Source organism: Dickeya chrysanthemi NCPPB 402, assembly GCF_000406105.1.
Taxonomy (GTDB): Bacteria; Pseudomonadota; Gammaproteobacteria; order Enterobacterales; family Enterobacteriaceae; genus Dickeya; species Dickeya chrysanthemi.
The window spans coordinates 3,467,130-3,484,616 of record NZ_CM001974.1; the positions used below are offsets into that span (position 1 = coordinate 3,467,130).

Annotated in this window: 14 protein-coding genes; 3 read left to right on the forward strand and 11 right to left on the reverse strand. The window is 51.7% G+C overall.

From position 1 onward, the window contains the following. Nucleotides 1–170: 170 nt before the first annotated feature. The 3 genes from DCH402_RS15195 to DCH402_RS15205 all read right to left on the reverse strand — a co-directional run bounded on the left by DCH402_RS15195 (nt 171) and on the right by DCH402_RS15205 (nt 4,266). Nucleotides 171–1,964, reverse strand: a complete 1,794-nt coding sequence (locus DCH402_RS15195) for a SmdB family multidrug efflux ABC transporter permease/ATP-binding protein (RefSeq protein WP_040002040.1) — start codon at nt 1,962–1,964, stop codon at nt 171–173. Further along, on the reverse strand, nt 1,957–3,723 hold the full coding sequence (locus DCH402_RS15200; protein WP_040002041.1) for a SmdA family multidrug ABC transporter permease/ATP-binding protein: 1,767 nt from the start codon (nt 3,721–3,723) through the stop codon (nt 1,957–1,959). Before DCH402_RS15200 ends, DCH402_RS15195 begins: the two co-directional genes overlap by 8 nt. Nucleotides 3,724–3,804: 81 nt before the next feature. Continuing rightward, on the reverse strand, nt 3,805–4,266 hold the full coding sequence (locus DCH402_RS15205) for an Lrp/AsnC family transcriptional regulator (RefSeq protein ID WP_012770732.1): 462 nt from the start codon (nt 4,264–4,266) through the stop codon (nt 3,805–3,807). A 178-nt stretch (nt 4,267–4,444) separates the two neighbouring features. Here DCH402_RS15205 and DCH402_RS15210 point away from each other — a divergent pair, with 178 nt between their 5' ends. Next, a complete protein-coding gene (locus tag DCH402_RS15210; protein ID WP_040002042.1) occupies nt 4,445–5,488 on the forward strand; it encodes a PLP-dependent cysteine synthase family protein in 1,044 nt (347 codons plus the stop codon). A gap of 248 nt (nt 5,489–5,736) precedes the next feature. Then, complete coding sequence (gene queC / locus DCH402_RS15215; protein WP_040002044.1) at nt 5,737–6,432, forward strand: 7-cyano-7-deazaguanine synthase QueC; 696 nt, start codon at nt 5,737–5,739, stop codon at nt 6,430–6,432. A gap of 100 nt (nt 6,433–6,532) precedes the next feature. On the opposite strand, the gene DCH402_RS15220 is transcribed toward queC, so the two are convergent. From DCH402_RS15220 to bolA, 8 genes are all read right to left on the reverse strand, one after another. Continuing rightward, nucleotides 6,533–6,925: a ComEA family DNA-binding protein gene (locus DCH402_RS15220; protein ID WP_040002045.1), complete on the reverse strand. Its 393-nt coding sequence runs from the start codon at nt 6,923–6,925 to the stop codon at nt 6,533–6,535. A gap of 138 nt (nt 6,926–7,063) precedes the next feature. After that, nucleotides 7,064–8,944, reverse strand: a complete 1,881-nt coding sequence (gene ppiD / locus DCH402_RS15225; protein ID WP_040002047.1) for a peptidylprolyl isomerase — start codon at nt 8,942–8,944, stop codon at nt 7,064–7,066. Nucleotides 8,945–9,198: 254 nt separating this feature from the next. Next, a complete protein-coding gene (gene hupB, locus DCH402_RS15230; RefSeq protein ID WP_040002048.1) occupies nt 9,199–9,471 on the reverse strand; it encodes a nucleoid-associated protein HU-beta in 273 nt (90 codons plus the stop codon). 194 nt (nt 9,472–9,665) lie between these two features. Then, on the reverse strand, nt 9,666–12,029 hold the full coding sequence (gene lon, locus DCH402_RS15235) for an endopeptidase La (protein ID WP_040002049.1): 2,364 nt from the start codon (nt 12,027–12,029) through the stop codon (nt 9,666–9,668). Between the two features lie 189 nt (nt 12,030–12,218). Next, nucleotides 12,219–13,493: an ATP-dependent protease ATP-binding subunit ClpX gene (gene clpX / locus DCH402_RS15240; protein ID WP_040002050.1), complete on the reverse strand. Its 1,275-nt coding sequence runs from the start codon at nt 13,491–13,493 to the stop codon at nt 12,219–12,221. Nucleotides 13,494–13,620: 127 nt separating this feature from the next. After that, a complete protein-coding gene (clpP, locus tag DCH402_RS15245) occupies nt 13,621–14,244 on the reverse strand; it encodes an ATP-dependent Clp endopeptidase proteolytic subunit ClpP (protein WP_027712829.1) in 624 nt (207 codons plus the stop codon). A gap of 388 nt (nt 14,245–14,632) precedes the next feature. Next, on the reverse strand, nt 14,633–15,937 hold the full coding sequence (gene tig / locus DCH402_RS15250) for a trigger factor (protein ID WP_040002051.1): 1,305 nt from the start codon (nt 15,935–15,937) through the stop codon (nt 14,633–14,635). A gap of 312 nt (nt 15,938–16,249) precedes the next feature. Beyond that, complete coding sequence (gene bolA, locus DCH402_RS15255; RefSeq protein ID WP_040002053.1) at nt 16,250–16,564, reverse strand: transcriptional regulator BolA; 315 nt, start codon at nt 16,562–16,564, stop codon at nt 16,250–16,252. Nucleotides 16,565–16,881: 317 nt separating this feature from the next. Here bolA and DCH402_RS15260 point away from each other — a divergent pair, with 317 nt between their 5' ends. Further along, a complete protein-coding gene (locus DCH402_RS15260) occupies nt 16,882–17,460 on the forward strand; it encodes a lipoprotein (RefSeq protein WP_012770743.1) in 579 nt (192 codons plus the stop codon). Nucleotides 17,461–17,487 lie beyond the last annotated feature (27 nt).

The window sequence follows — 17,487 nt, forward strand, 5'->3', positions numbered from 1 at the left end:
CTTTAACGACGGAAAGGAAGATGACTGAATGAAGTATGGTCAATGAATGGGAAAAACAGGAGCACGTGACGCACAAAAATGGTGCGCCACGCCTAATTTCAGTGCGTATCACTGCACACTGAGGAATGCTCTGCCAAATTATGGTGCGAAACGCTGCACCGTGCTGACAATCAGGGTGTCTGAGAGATCAATTCACCGGAATCATGCGACGATGAAAAGGTCAATGCGCTGCTCGCCTGCTGCAATTGATACATTTGGTAGTATCGTCCTTCCTTCGCCAGCAACTGTTCATGCGTTCCCTGCTCTACTGTTCTGCCATGATGCAGCACCAAAATATGGTCAGCCTCAACAATGGTGGACAATCGATGGGCAATCACGACCAGAGTGGTATGAGCGCGTACCAACCGCAGTGCGCGCTGAATGGCCTGTTCGGTGCCGGAATCGATATTGGCGGTTGCCTCATCAAGAATCAGAATTCTGGGCGTCGCCACCAGCACCCTGGCCAACGCCAGCAATTGCTTTTGCCCGACAGACAGGTTATTACCCTGTTCGCCAATACGACTATGAATCCCGTCGGGCATTTCTCGCACCAACGGTGCCAGTTGTACTGCCTCCAACGCCTGCCAGACCTTTTCCTCACTGATGTCGCGCCCCAACGTGACATTCGCAAACATAGAATCAGCCAGAACGACCGGATCCTGCTGTACCATCGCCACATGCTGACGCAACACCTGATGCGACAGGGTTTGCAAAGGTCGGCCATCCAGGCGGATCTCCCCGCTGTCCGGTACGTAATACCCCATCAGCAGGTTTGCCAGCGTACTTTTACCGCTCCCGGTGTGCCCAACCAACGCGACGAATCCCCGGTCCGGTACATTCAACTCAATATGATGCAATACCGGCTTGTCTTTACGGTAAGAAAACGTCACCTGCCTGATATCGATACGACCGCTTTCCAACGCACGAACATCGTCGCCGTAACGCTGACGAGTACCATCCATCAGTTCAAAAATACGCTCCCCGGCAACAACCGCTTGCTGCAGCATCGATTGCTGGGTAGTGAGTTCAATCAGCGGTTCGTTCAAGCGCCCCAAATAGTTGATAAAGGCATACAACACACCAACCCCAACAGAGCCGACAGCACTGAATCCAAATTGCAGCAACAAGCCGCACATCACCAATGCCGAAAACAGGCTCAGTAACGGACGCAACAGAAACCCATCCAACCTCAGCGTCTGCATCCTTGTCTCATAGTGCGACCAACTGGCATCACTCAGCTTCTTACCAAACCTCATCTGCTGGCGAAACTGCTGGATGACGCTCATGCCGCTAATCGACTCGTTGAAGCCATCATTGATATCCGCGAGGTAGCTACGCATCCGGCGGACAATCGGCGTGCTGTAACGTTGATAAATCACCATAACCATCGCCACAGCCGGAAAAATCGCCGTAGCCACCAGCGCCATACGCCAGTCCAGGCTAAACATGGCTATCAGCATCGCTCCAATCAGAGCTGCGCTGCGCAACACACTGCCTACCACCATCACATACAGATCCCGCACGACCTCCGTATCATTGGTTACGCGGGAAATTAATTGCCCGACGGGTTGCGTGTCGAACACAGCCAACGGTTGGCGCAAAGCCGCATCCATCACATCCGTGCGCAACTGCTGCACGACGCCCACGGCAACGCGATTGAACATCAGCGCCTGAATATAATGTAATAGCGCCGCCATCCCCTGCAGCAGAATATATCCCACCGCCAGCACGGTTGCCATCATGAGCGGAAACTCACCTTTACTTACCAGGTGGTCGATGAAATAGCTCACCAGTACCGGCCCTGCGACTTCCGCGCCAGCCGCTATCCATAACAGCAACACACCGGTTCCCACCGTTTTTTTCCACGGCAATCCATAAGCCAACAGCCGCTTCAGCGTCGGCCATAACGCCTGGGAATTATTCATTCGGTTGTTCCTCTCGGGGGGAATCATCCAGAGCGGCTTCCAGTTGTTGATAGCGATACATATCGCGATACCATCCAGGCTGCTGCGATAATTGCTCATGATCGCCACGTTGCGCCACATGGCCTTGCTGCAGTACCAGAATTTCATCGGCATCCACCAGCGCAGACAAACGATGCGCGCTGATAATCAGAGTCCGTTGCCGTCCCCACTGCCGCAGGTTGCTCAAAATCTGGTGTTCCGTGCGTCCATCAACCGCGGACAGCGCATCATCCAGCACCAGTATCTCGGCCTCCAGCAGCAACGCGCGGGCAATAGCGATGCGCTGTTTTTGCCCTCCAGACAGCATCACCCCCCGCTCCCCCACCTCAGTCTGGTATCCCTGAGGCAGACGCAAAATGTCATCATGGACATTTGCCAATCGAGCCGCTTCTTCGATCTGTTGCCGGGAAGCATCAGGCCGACCTAATGCAATATTATTGGCGACAGAGTCCGAAAACAGGAATGGCGTCTGACCAACCACGGCAAACCGCCCACGCAGCGCATCCAACTGGATGTCATGCAACGGTTGCCCATGATAGGCAATTTGCCCCTGTTCAACATCAAAATAGCGCAGCAACAATGCCAGCAACGTGCTCTTTCCTGAACCGGTTGGGCCACACAGCCCTAACGTTTTACCCGGGAGCAGCGTAAAACGGACATCATTAATGGCTGATGTCGAGTGCCCAGGGTAATGGAAAGCGGCGATCTGAACCGCCAGCGTTCCGGGGTCTGCAGGTAATGGCTGAGAACCATCCACAACCACCGGCGCTTCAGACAATAATTGGCGGATACGCGCATAAGCCGCGCTACCCCGCTCAACAATATTAAACATCCAGGCCAGCGCCAGCATCGGCCAAATCATCAACCCGAGATACATCACAAAACTGGTCAATGACCCCAGCGTCAGCGCCCCATTAATGACCATCCAACTCCCGCCGCCAACCGCCAGCAGGTTGGCAAAAGCGACAGCGATATAAATAGTCGGATCAAAACGCGCGTCTACCCGCGCGACTCGCATATTTTTCCGACCGGCATCGGCGGCAACCTGAGCAAAACTGCCGGACTGATGATCCTCCAGGCCGAATGCTTTAATCATACGAATACTGGTAAGGCTCTCCTGCGCATGATCATTGAGCGAGGAAAACGCGGCCTGAGCGTCTTTGAAACGCTGATGCAACTGCGTGCCATAGCGCTTGATGACTATTGCCATCACGGGCATCGGCGCCAGCGCCATCAGCGTCAGTTGCCAACTGAGCTGAGTGCTCATGACTATCAGCACCGCGCACCCCATCACCAGTGAATCCACCAGCGTCAGCACGCCTTCACCGGCCGCGAACACCACGCGATCCACGTCATTGGTCGCACGGGCAATCAGGTCTCCGGTACGGTGGCGGAGATAAAAAGCGGGATGTTGTCGACTGAGTTGACGATAGAAGTCTTCACGTAATTCGACGGCCAACTGGTAAGCGGCGCCGAATAACCAGATTCGCCAGAAATAACGCAACAGATACGTTAATAAAGCGATCAGCAAAATTCCGCTAATCCACCACAGCACAGACGCGGTGGTCATACGATGCTGTGTGACGTCATCCACGATAACGCCAACCATTCTGGGCGGCAGCAATTGCAGGATAGCTATCACAATCAACAGGATGACAGCACCCAGATAGCGCTTCCATTCACGGCGGAAATACCATCCCAGTTGAACAAAAAGTCTCACGCGATTTCAATCCATTAGCGACATAGCAAATTAGAACGCAGTAAACGAATCATTATACATAAAGTGCATAGCGAATAAATTTTATACCTGTAGCGGCAAGGCGGTTGTCTGTTTCATACACTCCATGGCGAAACTGGAAGTCACATCCACCAGCCCCGGAATACCATTGACCAGACGCTTGTAAAAAGCATCGTAGCTTTTCATATCCGCAACCTGAACCTGCATCAAATAGTCGTACTCCCCTGCCATACGATAAAATGCCAGCACCTCCGGCATCTCGGAGACAAAACGGGAAAACTCAAGATACCAGGCGCTGTTATGCTGCTGAGTTTTCAGCAGTACAAATGCAGTCAACCCTAACCCTAATTTTTCGTTATCCAGTAATGCCACGCGGGACTTGATATATCCCTCATCCTCCAGTCGCTTTAGCCGTTTCCAGCACGGGGTCGACGTGAGATTCACCGCTTCGGCCAACGCCTGCAATGAGAGCGTGCAATCCTGTTGCAATAAGGCCAGCAGCATACGGTCAGTTTTATCCAGCATAATGGCATAAAAGAGAAAAATTTTCTCCCATTAGCCCTTTTTACAGACAAAAAGGCAATCTTTTTTTCTGCAAAAATCGATACGCTAGTCATATCTCGCCAATGGCGCTCACGCATTGCGCCAACAGGCAGGCCATACCTTAAAAAAACGTAACGCTTATTAAGCAGGACAACATCACATGACCAGCACTTGGGTACGCGACGCCGTCAGCGCGATTGAAGCAGACTTTCAACGCTCAGCGGACACTCATCTGATTCGCCTGACACTGCCGGACTATCCCGGTATTTACTTTTACCTTAAAGACGAAAGCACACACCCGAGCGGTAGCCTCAAACATCGCCTTGCTCGTTCGCTGTTTCTGTACGGCCTGTGTAATGGCTGGATTAACGAAGGTACGCCGATTATTGAAGCCTCATCAGGCAGCACCGCGGTGTCGGAAGCCTATTTCGCCCGCCTGCTGGGACTGCCGTTTATTGCCGTGATGCCTTCCTGCACCGCCAAACGAAAAATCGAACAAATCACCTTCTACGGCGGCACTTGCCATTTTGTCGAACAATCCGGCCAGATTTACGCCGCCTCCGAAGAGCTGGCCAGAGAGTTGCACGGCCACTACATGGATCAGTTCACTTATGCCGAACGCGCCACCGACTGGCGTGGAAATAACAACATTGCCGACAGTATCTATCGGCAAATGGTAAGAGAGCCATTCCCGATACCGGATTATCTGGTAATGAGTGCCGGAACAGGCGGTACCTCTGCTACGTTGGGTCGCCACATCCGCTACAAAGGTCTGGATACACAGTTGATCGTTGTAGATCCGGAAAACTCGGTGTTTTACGACTGCTATCGCCGGCAAGATAGTACCATCACCGGGAAATGCAGCAGCCGGATAGAAGGTATTGGTCGCCCGCGCGCCGAACCCTCGTTTATTCCAGGCGTAATAGACGACATGATAAAAGTCCCCGATGCCGCCAGCATTGCGACATTGTACTGGCTGGAGAAAATTCTGGGGCGCAAGGTCGGCCCGTCTACCGGAACCAATGTCTGGGGTATGCTGCAACTGGCTGGAAAAATGGTGACGGAAGGGCGCAGCGGCGCGATCGTTACTTTGCTGTGCGACAGCGGCGAGCGTTATCTCGACACCTATTACAATCAGGAGTGGGTCAAGAACCACATCGGCGATATCACGCCTTACCTCCAGCAATTGCACGCAGGACATTGACATTCCTGAAAGCCTTCTACGCCTTGCACTGAACTGCGTTGAGATTTCAAGTACTATACCCAACATAATTCGAGTTGCAGGAAGGCGGCAAGAGAGAGAATCCCGATGAGCTTACTCAGGTAAGTGATTCGGGTGAACGAACGCAGCCAACACACCTGCAGCTTGAAGTATGACGGGTATATAACCGCCGGAATATATTTGACGGATAGCAGCTGTCTGGCTGCACCTACGTATGAAGGAAAACAAAAATGACGAGCGCAGTTGTAGTGTTCAGCGGCGGTCAGGACTCGACTACTTGCCTGATACAGGCATTGCAGCAGTACGATGAAGTCCACTGCGTCACATTTGACTACGGGCAGCGCCACCGCGCTGAAATCGATGTCGCCGCCGCACTGGCGCAAACGCTTGGAGCCAGAGCGCATAAAGTGCTGAATGTCGGTTTGCTCAACGAACTGGCAGTGAGCAGCCTGACTCGCGACAACATACCGGTCCCCGAGTTTGACGCGGCTGCCGATGGATTGCCGAGTACTTTTGTTCCCGGTCGAAACATTCTTTTTCTGACATTGGCCTCGATTTACGCCTATCAGGTTGGAGCAGAGACCGTGATTACCGGCGTCTGCGAAACCGACTTTTCCGGTTATCCTGATTGCCGGGACGAATTCGTCAAGGCATTGAATCAGGCGGTAGCATTGGGCCTGGCCAAAGATATCCGCTTTGTCACACCGTTGATGTGGCTCAACAAAGCGGAAACCTGGGCGCTGGCGGATTATTACCAACAGCTTGAGACCGTGAAAAACCATACGCTCACCTGCTACAACGGTATTAAAGGAACGGGATGCGGACAATGCGCCGCGTGTCACCTGCGGGCTAAAGGGCTGGCGGAGTATCAGCGTAATCCGGCAGCGATAATGGCAGCGCTGAAACATAAAACCGGGTTGAAATAAGCAGTATCAAGTACCAGACAAGACGATACTTATCTGGTATCGAACTTTCGCTCTCGTCGGGGAATAGCACGCGAACTCGTTTCCCCGACGATAAGCAGACTTACAGACGCAGACGGGACTGATTACGTTCGATCAATGCACTACCGATTCCCGGTACTTCCTGCAGTTGTTCGATTTGGGTAAACGGCCCGTTTTGCTCACGATAAGAAACTATTGCCTGCGCCTTCTTCAGGCCCACACCATTCAGTACCGTAGCCAGTTGTTCCGCCGTTGCCGTGTTAATACTCACTTCCTCTTCATCTGCCGCTACCAAAGGCTTAGCCGCTTTTTCCACTTTCGAATCCGAAGAAGGGGATGAAGAAGGGGATTTTGCCGTCGTGACGCTGGTTTTATCCGGCGCAGACGTGGTGGGTGAGGCGTGAAGCCACGTTGAGACACCGGTCAGGCTCATGCCTACAATAAAACATAACGCTTTGATTCCTGAGTTTTTCATGCTGTTTCCTCCTTGTGTTTGACAGCACGGCTACAATGCCCGAGCACTCGACACACGGCAAACAGCAAACTCAAAATGTGGAAAAGGCCGCGAAAGCGGCCTTTGAACATTGCAGTGATTTGCAGAATTCTGCGAGGCTTACTGCACTTCTTGTGCAGCGTTACCGTACTTGATCTTCGCCTGACTACGCAGGCTGGTCATCAGTGTATCAAACAGCGCACCAACGTTGCTCTGTTCAATCTGAGCGCCAAACTGTTTCTTCTGAGCGTCAGGTAACACATGAGGTTTCACGGCATCCAACACCACCAGTACGATATTCCCAGATTGATCCTGAGCTACGGCGTAAGACGGCTTGTCTTTCTTCGGTTGCGCCATCGCAAACACGGTTTCTGCCAGTGCATCGGTCTGCCCCATAGAGGAGATCTCTTTTGCTGCACTGAAACTCAAACCAGCAGCGGCCATGCTATCGGTTTTACCCTGATAGAGATCAGCCAGAATCTTTTCGGCTTCCACTTTGGCTTGCTGTTCGGCTTTCTGGCGTTTCAGCGACTGTACGACCTGCTCACGCACCTGATCCAGCGGTTGGGTCGTTTCCGGTTTATGCTCGGTTACACGCAACACAAATGCACGATCGCCTTCCACGCTAATCACATCCGAGTTATTACCCGGCGTGCCGTTTTCACCCACCAGAGAGCCGCCCAAAATGGCCTGAGTAACCGGCTGGAAGTTCAGTGCGGCAGGAACATTATCACGCGTAAACCAATCAGTCTGAACGGATTTGATATTGGCGACTTTCTCAACTGAAGCCAGCGACTCATTATCGTTGCTGGCAGCTTCACTGACCTTCTGCTGCAAGGAGTAAAACGCATCCAGCGCCTTCTCGCGTTTTACCTTTTCAGACAAATCGGCACGAACCTCATCCAACGCCTTAACGTGCTGCGCCTGGACATCATCCAAACGAATGATCAGGTAACCGACTGAAGATTTAACGACATCCGACAATTGACCTTTCTGCTTCAGCCCAGCCTGCTTGATTTCATCGACGGTAGAGCCATCGTCCATCCATCCAAGATCACCGCCATTACGACGGGAAACAATGTCGGTGGATTTGTCTTTGGCCAACGCAGCGAAATCCGCGCCTTTCTTCAACTGCTCCAGAACAGCCTTGGCATCTGCCTCGGTTTTCAACTGAATAACACTGTACTTCTTACGTTCCGGCTGAGTGAATTCACTTTTATGCTGTTCATAGTAGGCAGCGATATCATTACCATCTACCTTGGTTTTATCCATGATAGACGCCGCATCCAGCATGATATAACTGACTTTGAACTGCTCCGGCGCCAGATAACGCGCTTTGTTCTGATCATAGAAATTCTTCACTTCTTCATCAGAAACAGTCTGGCTCTTGGCTCGTGCGCCGAGATCAATGGTTGCCGTACGAACGGTACGATCTTGCGCCGCTATCGCCACCAGGTTATCAAGCTCCTGCTGCAATACGAAGTCGGTATTGCCCAACCCGCGAATCAACTGCTGAGTCAATAACTGTTTACGCAGGAACTGTGCATACGCATCCGAGGTTAGGCCCAGTTGACGCACCTGCGACAGATATTTTTCATTATCAAACCGATTATTGGTCTGAAATTCGGGTACGGAGAAAATCGCCTGTTTGACCTGCTCGTCGCTAATATTTAGCCCCAGATTATGGGCATACTGCACAACCAGCGTTTCGTCGACCAGTTGCGACAACACCTGCCCGCGCAACTGCTGCATATACCCTTCGTTCGCGGCCAGTGCAGAGAAATTATCTCCCAGCATTTCCTGCTGGCGACTGCGCTCATTCTGTACCCCTTGCTCAAGCTGAGACCGGCTAATCTCCTGCCCATTCACTTTGGCCGCGTAATCACCTGAACCTCGAATCAGGTAATCTCCCACTCCAGTCAACACGAACGAACCAATAATCAAGGCAAGAATAATTTTCAGCACGACGTTGTTAGCGGCCGCGCGTAAATTGTCCATCATAATGTGACAACACTCCGCTGTAGAATGGATAACACTTCCCCTGCGCAGGCCGTAGCCATACATCCCTGCTATTGCTATAGCCGCATCCGGCTAGGGCGCATTCAAGTATTTGCCTGATAACAGTAATCTTAATTACCTGTAAAAAAAGGCACATCATACCATGATGCGCCTTATATCTTACCTTACCCATCGCGCCGAGTCAGGTAGTGTTTGGACTGGAAAACCGTCCTCACTCAGATTTTGCTACTTAATCATTAATTCACTGAATCTTTCAGTGCCTTACCAGCGCGGAAACCCGGCACTTTAGCAGCCGGAATACTGATTTCGTTCCCGGTTTGAGGGTTACGGCCGGTACGCGCCGCACGCTCACGCACGGAAAACGTACCAAAACCGACTAAAGCAACGTCATCCCCGGCTTTCAGAGATTCGGTAACAGACCCAATAATTGCATCCAACACACGCCCTGCTGCCGCTTTGGAAATATCAGCATCTGCGGCAATTTTGTCGATCAATTGTGACTTGTTCACACTCTCATCCCCTCTGAAATACTGTCATTACGCCAGAGCGCCCAGCGCAACACGTAGCTTTATCTATTCAGTCAAACCGCAGGCTACCAACCAACAGGCTCAACAGTGCTCTAACTTAGCGACACGAAAAAAGGCTGGCAAGCACCATTTCACTTACCAGCCCTTATTTTCTCAGTGGTTTTTGCGATAGCTCACTATTTTTTAGCCATCGACTTTACCACGTCCATACCATAAGGCGCGTTCTGCAAAGCAAGAGTCAGCACTTCTTCAATGCGTTTTACCGGATGAATATCCAGATCGGCAATCACATTCTGCGGAATCTCTTCCAGATCGCGCTTGTTCTCTTCCGGAATCAGTACAGTCTTAATGCCGCCGCGATGCGCAGCCAGCAATTTCTCTTTGAGCCCGCCGATCGGCAATACCTGACCACGCAGGGTGATTTCTCCGGTCATCGCCACATCCGCGCGCACCGGATTCCCCGTCAGGCAGGACACCAACGCAGTGCACATTGCGATACCGGCGCTCGGCCCGTCTTTCGGCGTTGCACCTTCCGGCACATGCACGTGGATATCACGTTTTTCATAAAAGTCGGAATTGATGCCCAGCTTTTCTGCTCTGGCGCGAACCACGGTTAATGCAGCCTGAATGGATTCCTGCATCACCTCACCCAACGAACCGGTATACGTCAGCTTGCCTTTACCCGGCACGCTGGCGGTTTCAATGGTCAGCAGATCGCCGCCCACTTCCGTCCAGGCAAGGCCGGTCACCTGACCGACACGATTTTCTTCATCGGCACGGCCATAATCGTAACGTTGAACGCCGAGATACTCTTTCAGATTATCGCCGGTAATCAGGATGTGCTTGATAGCTTTATCCATCATTAACGATTTTACCGCCTTACGGCACAGCTTGGAGATTTCACGCTCCAGACTACGTACCCCAGCCTCACGGGTGTAATAACGAATGATGCCGATGATGGCGCTATCTTCAACCGTCAGCTCGCCTTTCTTCAGGGCGTTACGCTCAATTTGCTTCGGCAGTAAGTGCTGACGCGCGATATTGAGCTTTTCATCCTCGGTATAGCCGGACAGCCTGATCACTTCCATACGATCCAGCAACGGCGCCGGAATATTCATGGAGTTCGACGTCGCGACGAACATCACGTCGGACAGGTCGTAATCCACTTCCAGATAGTGATCGTTAAACGCTACGTTCTGTTCCGGATCAAGAACTTCCAGCAATGCAGAAGCCGGATCGCCGCGCATATCGGAAGACATTTTATCGATCTCATCCAACAGGAATAATGGGTTTTTCACACCCACTTTCGCCATCTTCTGGATCAGTTTACCCGGCATGGAACCGATATAAGTACGACGATGACCGCGAATTTCCGCTTCATCACGTACGCCGCCCAACGCCATACGAATGTACTTACGACCGGTCGCTTTAGCTATCGACTGCCCTAAAGAGGTTTTACCCACCCCCGGCGGCCCAACCAGACACAAGATCGGCCCTCTTATCTTGCTGACCCGGCTCTGCACCGCCAGATACTCAAGGATACGCTCCTTAACGCGCTCCAGACCGTAATGGTCGCTGTCCAGCATCTCCTGAGCTTTAGTCAGATCTTTCTTCACTTTGCTGCGCGCTTGCCACGGCACCTGCACCATCCAGTCGATGTAGCTGCGCACCACCGTCGCTTCCGCCGACATCGGCGACATCATACGCAGTTTCTGCAGCTCCGCCTCCGCTTTTTCGCGCGCCTCTTTCGGCATATTGGCAGCATCGATTTTGCGTTTCAGCGCTTCCTGTTCATCAGGCGCATCATCCATTTCACCTAGTTCTTTCTGAATAGCCTTCATCTGCTCATTCAGGTAATACTCGCGCTGACTTTTTTCCATCTGTTTTTTGACGCGACCACGGATCCGTTTTTCTACCTGCAGCAGGTCAATCTCGGATTCCATCATCGCCATCAGGTATTCCAGACGCTCGGTGATGTCGGACATTTCCAGTACGGACTGCTTATCCGCCAGCTTCAACGGCATGTGCGCAGCAATGGTGTCGGCAAGGCGCGCTGCATCATCAATACTATTAAGAGACGTTAATACTTCAGGAGGAATTTTCTTGTTCAGTTTGATGTAGCCTTCAAACTGATTGATGGCCGTGCGCATGAGCACTTCCTGCTCACGCTCTTCAATTGCCGGCGACTCCAGGTATTCCGCCTGAGCCGCAAAATGCTCTCCACTATCAGAGAGTGTCGTGATGCGCGCGCGCTGCAAGCCTTCAACCAGCACCTTAACAGTACCGTCAGGCAGTTTCAGCATTTGAAGAATAGAGGCGACCGTCCCTACCGAGAAAAGATCGTTAACACCAGGCTCATCCGTTGAGGCCTCTTTCTGTGCCACCAGCATGATCTTTTTATCGTGATCCATAGCCGCTTCAAGGCACCGAATTGATTTCTCCCGACCAACAAACAACGGAATGACCATGTGCGGATAAACCACCACATCGCGCAACGGCAATACGGGGATTTCTATGCGTTCGGAACGCTCAGGGTTCATAGAGCTCTCTCTTAGTTTCGTTTCCGCCAGGTTAAGGGAATTCCGTGAAACGCGTGCATCACGGGCTTCGCCTATAGGTAATCGAGTATATGGGGATAAATATCTCACATTCAACGACTGAACGTGTGTAAAAAAAAATGGGGGACTAAATTCCCCCATTTTATCGTTTGCCGTTGTTTTTTAGGCTAATTATTCACCAGACGCCTGTTGTGCTTCAGGCTTACCGTAAATCAGCAGCGGCTCGCTCTGCCCTGAAATGACAGACTCGTCGATCACCACTTTATCTACGTTTTCCAGTGAAGGCAGATCGTACATCGTCTCCAGCAACGCCGCTTCCACGATGGAACGCAACCCACGCGCGCCGGTTTTACGTGCCATCGCTTTCTTGGCAATGGCCGTCAGCGCTTCGTCCCGGAACTCCAGTTCTGCACCTTCCAGCTTAAAGAGTGCCTGATACTGTTTGGTCAGCGCATTCTTCGGTTCACGCAGGATCTGGATCAACGCTTCTTCATCCAATTCCTTAAGCGTTGCTACTACCGGCAAACGGCCGATAAACTCGGGAATAAGACCAAACTTAATCAAGTCTCCCGGTTCAACCTGGCCCAGCAGTTCACCTTCCGTCGCTTTCTGAGACACGCCTTTCACTGTCGCGTTGAAACCGATACCACGACCGGTATCCGTGCGCTGTTCAATGACCTTGTCCAGCCCGGCGAATGCCCCACCACAAATAAACAGAATCTTGGAGGTATCAACCTGCAAAAACTCCTGCTGTGGATGCTTACGGCCACCTTGCGGCGGAACAGCGGCGATGGTGCCTTCAATCAACTTCAGTAACGCCTGCTGCACCCCTTCCCCCGACACATCGCGAGTAATGGAAGGGTTATCCGATTTACGAGAAATCTTGTCGATTTCATCGATATAGACGATGCCCCGTTGCGCTTTTTGCACGTCGTAATCACACTTCTGCAAAAGCTTCTGAATGATATTCTCAACGTCTTCGCCCACATAACCGGCTTCGGTTAATGTCGTGGCGTCAGCCATAGTGAACGGCACATCCAGAAAACGGGCCAGTGTTTCCGCCAGCAGCGTTTTCCCGCTACCCGTCGGGCCGATCAGCAAAATATTGCTTTTGCCGAGCTCGACGCCATTATTGCTGTCACTGGTGCGCAAACGTTTGTAGTGGTTGTAGACGGCAACCGCCAATACCTTTTTCGCCTGCTCCTGACCAATGACATAATCATCCAGATGACGACGGATTTCGTGTGGCGTCGGTAACGCGCTGCGCTCACGGTGTGGCGCTACTTCTTTAATTTCTTCGCGAATAATGTCGTTACACAAGTCAACACATTCATCGCAGATATACACTGACGGCCCGGCAATCAGCTTACGAACCTCGTGTTGGCTTTTGCCGCAGAAAGAACAGTACAGCAGCTTCCCTGAACCGTCTTTGCGCTTATCTGTCATGAGTCAAACCTCTTCTTTAGTCTCTTGCCCGCAGGCCAACCACATAGCCATCACGCCACAACAAACGCCAGCCGACTATCACTCAGGCCGGCAACCCGCGACCTCGGGCTATTTCGCATCCATGGCGTTATTCACGATGGGTCAGAACGGAATCCACTAACCCATAGTCTACTGCCTCGGCGGCAGAGAGGAAACGGTCACGCTCAGTGTCCCTTTCTATCACTTCAAGAGGCTGACCGGTATGTTTGGCCATCAACTCATTCATCCGGGCTTTAACCTTGAGAATCTCTTTGGCATGAATCTCAATATCCGTCGCTTGTCCCTGGAATCCCCCCAACGGCTGGTGGATCATCACCCGGGAATTCGGCAGACAGAAACGCTTGCCTTTTGTCCCCGCCGTCAGTAGGAAAGCGCCCATCGACGCAGCCTGTCCCATACAGATGGTGCTGACGTCCGGCTTAATAAATTGCATGGTGTCGTAAATCGACATTCCGGCAGTAATGACTCCCCCCGGAGAGTTAATGTACAGGTAGATATCTTTCTCAGGGTTTTCGGCTTCCAAAAACAGCATCTGCGCCACAATCAGATTAGCCATATGATCTTCAACCTGACCGGTCAGGAAGATCACCCGCTCCTTAAGTAGCCGGGAATAGATATCGTAAGAACGCTCCCCACGCGAAGTCTGCTCAACCACCATCGGCACTAAAGCCATGTGCGGGGCCAGTTTTTCTTGTTCGCCACTGTATGACATTAACGTCTCCTAGATAAAATGCATTTGGCGCATATAACCTGATTCTACTTGAGATAGAAAGTGATGACCATGCTAAGACACGCAGTTAGCCATCTCTCCGTGACCGGGATCAGGTGAGTTTCCCTGACGATGCAATCTACGCGGCTACCTAACCAGTTGGGGACCGATGCATCCTTTTTCAAGCTTACACCAGTGATTGATTTCGGTTAAAGCGATATCCTGCGCCGAAAACCGGTGGTGGATTGCGCCCTGATGAACCGTTATTAATCATAGTGCAGATTTGGCAGCAGTTGGCGAACGCCATGTCACTTGCCGTCTCAGGGAAGAAAAAAGCCCGCAGCGCAAGCTGTGGGCCTTTGAAGAAACGATGCCAGATGAAAAAGCGTAATTAAGCAGCAGTGGTCTGATTCATCAGCTCATTGAAGCTAACAGCTTTCTCTACCACTTTCGCTTTGGACAACAGCGCGTCAATCGCTTGCTCTTCCAGAGCGACGTTGCGCATGTTGTTCATCATTTCTTTGTTTTTCTTGTAGTACTCTACGACTTCCTGCGGATCTTCATACGCAGATGCGATTTCATCGATCAGTACGTTGACGCGATCTTCATCCGCTTTCAGTTCGTTGGATTCGATCACTTCGCCCAGCAGCAGGCCAACAACGACACGACGTTTCGCCTGTTCTTCGAACAACTCACGCGGCAGTTCCAGCGCTTGTTTCTCGTTACCGCCGAAACGCTGAGCCGCCTGACGACGCAGTGCGTCGACTTCGTCGTCGATCAGTGCAGCCGGTACGTCAATCTCGTTAGCTTTCACCAGGCCATCAATAACCTGAGATTTCACACGATTACGGATCGCACCTTTCAGTTCACGCTCCATGTTCTTACGCACTTCCGCGCGCAGACCATCCAGAGAACCGTCTTCAACGCCGAAACGTTTGATAAAATCAGCAGTCAGTTCCGGCAGCTCGCGCTCTTCCACTTTCTTCAGAACGATAGCGAATTTGGCATCCTGACCTTTCAGGTTCTCAGCGTGGTAATCTTCCGGGAATTTCACATCAATAGTGAACTCATCGCCCGCTTTGTGACCCACAACTCCATCTTCAAAACCAGGAATCATACGGCCCTGGCCCATAGCCAGTACGAAATCGGAGGCTTTGCCGCCTTCGAATTCTTCACCGCCGACAGAACCGGTGAAATCGATGGTTACACGGTCTTCAGCCGCCGCAGCGCGGTCGGTTTCTTTCCAGGTTGCCTGCTGCTTACGCAGGGTATCCAGCATACCATCGACATCAGCGTCAGACACATCTACCAGCGGTTTTTCAACTTCGATGGTGTCCAGGCCTTTCAGTTCGACTTCCGGGTAAACTTCAAACTCTACGGAGTAGGTGAAGTCGCCGCCGACCTGATATTCGCCCGGAACATAGCTCGGCGCACCAGCCGGATTGATTTTATCTTTGATGATGGCATCAACGAAGTGACGCTGCATCAAATCGCCCAGTACGTCCTGACGGACGGAAGCGCCATAACGCTGTTCAACAATTTTCGCCGGCACTTTGCCTTTGCGGAAACCATCGATACGAACTTTTTTAGCCACACTGACCAATTCGCTCTTAACGGCATTCTCAATGCTGTCAGCAGCAACAGTAATCGTTACGCGGCGCCCAAGGCCTTGAGTGGTTTCAACTGAAACTTGCATCTTGTTACCTCAAAAAATCACAGTGCTCGGTCAACCTCAGAGGCCGTTTTCATAAAGCGCCCCTGGGGCGACCTTGCTGATCACAGTCTCACAGAACCAGGACGGCCACTTTACCGGACCAGTTCCCTATAGTCAGAAGCGTCCCGAATACATTCCGGAAAATAAGACGCGACATTATAGCGGCATCGATAGACCGAGTCGAGGAGAGTAACCAGACTATTGGCAGAGGGCTTTCACACTTTTTATCTACGAATCAGCGCAAGTCATCTGCAAATCACCGTAAGCGCCTCACCAAACAGATGATCTTATACTTCAACGCGCCAGTCCTGCACCACCACAGGGCGGAGACGAAGGCACCGCCATCTGCAAATCCAGCCATTCTTTCGGCGTATAAGTATGCAACGCCAGCGCATGCACCGTACCGGCCAGCTCATCAGCCAGCACGCGATAAATCGCGCGATGACGGCCGATAACCCGTTCGCCGGAGAAGTGTTCGCTGACAAGCACTACTTTGAAATGACTTTCAGAGCCGGCCGGCACATTATGACGATAACTTTCATCAATAACTTCAATATGTTGCGGTTCAAATTCAGAACGCAACTTAGCTTCTATCGTTTCGCGAATCATGGGGTTACCTTTTTCAGGCATCTGTGAAGTTGATCTCGATAAAACGGCTTTATATTACTGATTTCGCGCTTATCCACTTCAATTTTAGTCATTTTTTGATTATGAATGAGAGTAACTGATTGTTCGGATAGGCAGCGACGCCACTTCGGCATGGCATTATCCGATTCCAGACGGCATTCACGTCAGACACAATGGAAAAAACGAATGAGGCTCAGCAGGATACCGGCCAATTTCTGCTCTTTCCCTTGTCCAAGACGATGATATGATACCGAACTATATTTATCCGCCAACCACCGTTTTATGACGAGAAGACACGCATGTTAAAAAAATTCATTTTACCGTTGTTCGCCGCACTCGTGCTGGCGGGATGCGCCAGTAAGAGCAACACGCTGGATGTCACCCCGAAAATCGCCCTGCCGTCGCAAGACCCGACCCTGATGGGCGTAACTATCAGCATCAATGGCGCCGACCAGCGTGCCGATCAGTCGCTGGCGCGCGTCAACCGTGACGGCCAACTGGTAACGCTGACGCCATCGCGCGATCTGCGCTTCCTGCTGCAGGAAGTACTGGAGAAACAGATGTCGGCCCGAGGTTATATGATTGGCACCGGCGGCCCTGTGGCGCTGCAGGTGGTGGTGAATACTCTGTATGCCGATGTCTCCGAAGGCAATCTGCGTTACAACATTACGACTCGCGCGGATATCTCCATCATCGCGCAGGCAGCCAACGGCAATAAGCAGATCAAGAATTACCGCGCCAGCTATAATGTACAAGGCGCTCTAACGGCGACCAACAGCAAAATTACCGAGTCGGTCAATCAGGTGTTGAGTGATGTCATCAGCGATATGGCTCAGGACACCAGCATCAGCACCTTCATCAAAACCAACTCCCGGTAATAGTTTATTCTGCCTCACCTTCCCTTG

Excerpts from the sequence above, each read along its gene's own strand:
- clpP (WP_027712829.1), bottom strand. The coding sequence starts at position 14,244 with ATGTCATACAGTGGCGAACAAGAAAAACTGGCCCCGCACATGGCTTTA.
- DCH402_RS15205 (WP_012770732.1), bottom strand. The coding sequence starts at position 4,266 with ATGCTGGATAAAACTGACCGTATGCTGCTGGCCTTATTGCAACAGGAT.
- DCH402_RS15195 (WP_040002040.1), bottom strand. The coding sequence starts at position 1,964 with ATGAATAATTCCCAGGCGTTATGGCCGACGCTGAAGCGGCTGTTGGCT.
- clpX (WP_040002050.1), bottom strand. The coding sequence starts at position 13,493 with ATGACAGATAAGCGCAAAGACGGTTCAGGGAAGCTGCTGTACTGTTCT.
- lon (WP_040002049.1), bottom strand. The coding sequence starts at position 12,029 with ATGAACCCTGAGCGTTCCGAACGCATAGAAATCCCCGTATTGCCGTTG.
- DCH402_RS15260 (WP_012770743.1), top strand. The coding sequence starts at position 16,882 with ATGTTAAAAAAATTCATTTTACCGTTGTTCGCCGCACTCGTGCTGGCG.
- ppiD (WP_040002047.1), bottom strand. The coding sequence starts at position 8,944 with ATGATGGACAATTTACGCGCGGCCGCTAACAACGTCGTGCTGAAAATT.
- DCH402_RS15220 (WP_040002045.1), bottom strand. The coding sequence starts at position 6,925 with ATGAAAAACTCAGGAATCAAAGCGTTATGTTTTATTGTAGGCATGAGC.
- tig (WP_040002051.1), bottom strand. The coding sequence starts at position 15,937 with ATGCAAGTTTCAGTTGAAACCACTCAAGGCCTTGGGCGCCGCGTAACG.
- DCH402_RS15210 (WP_040002042.1), top strand. The coding sequence starts at position 4,445 with ATGACCAGCACTTGGGTACGCGACGCCGTCAGCGCGATTGAAGCAGAC.
- bolA (WP_040002053.1), bottom strand. The coding sequence starts at position 16,564 with ATGATTCGCGAAACGATAGAAGCTAAGTTGCGTTCTGAATTTGAACCG.
- queC (WP_040002044.1), top strand. The coding sequence starts at position 5,737 with ATGACGAGCGCAGTTGTAGTGTTCAGCGGCGGTCAGGACTCGACTACT.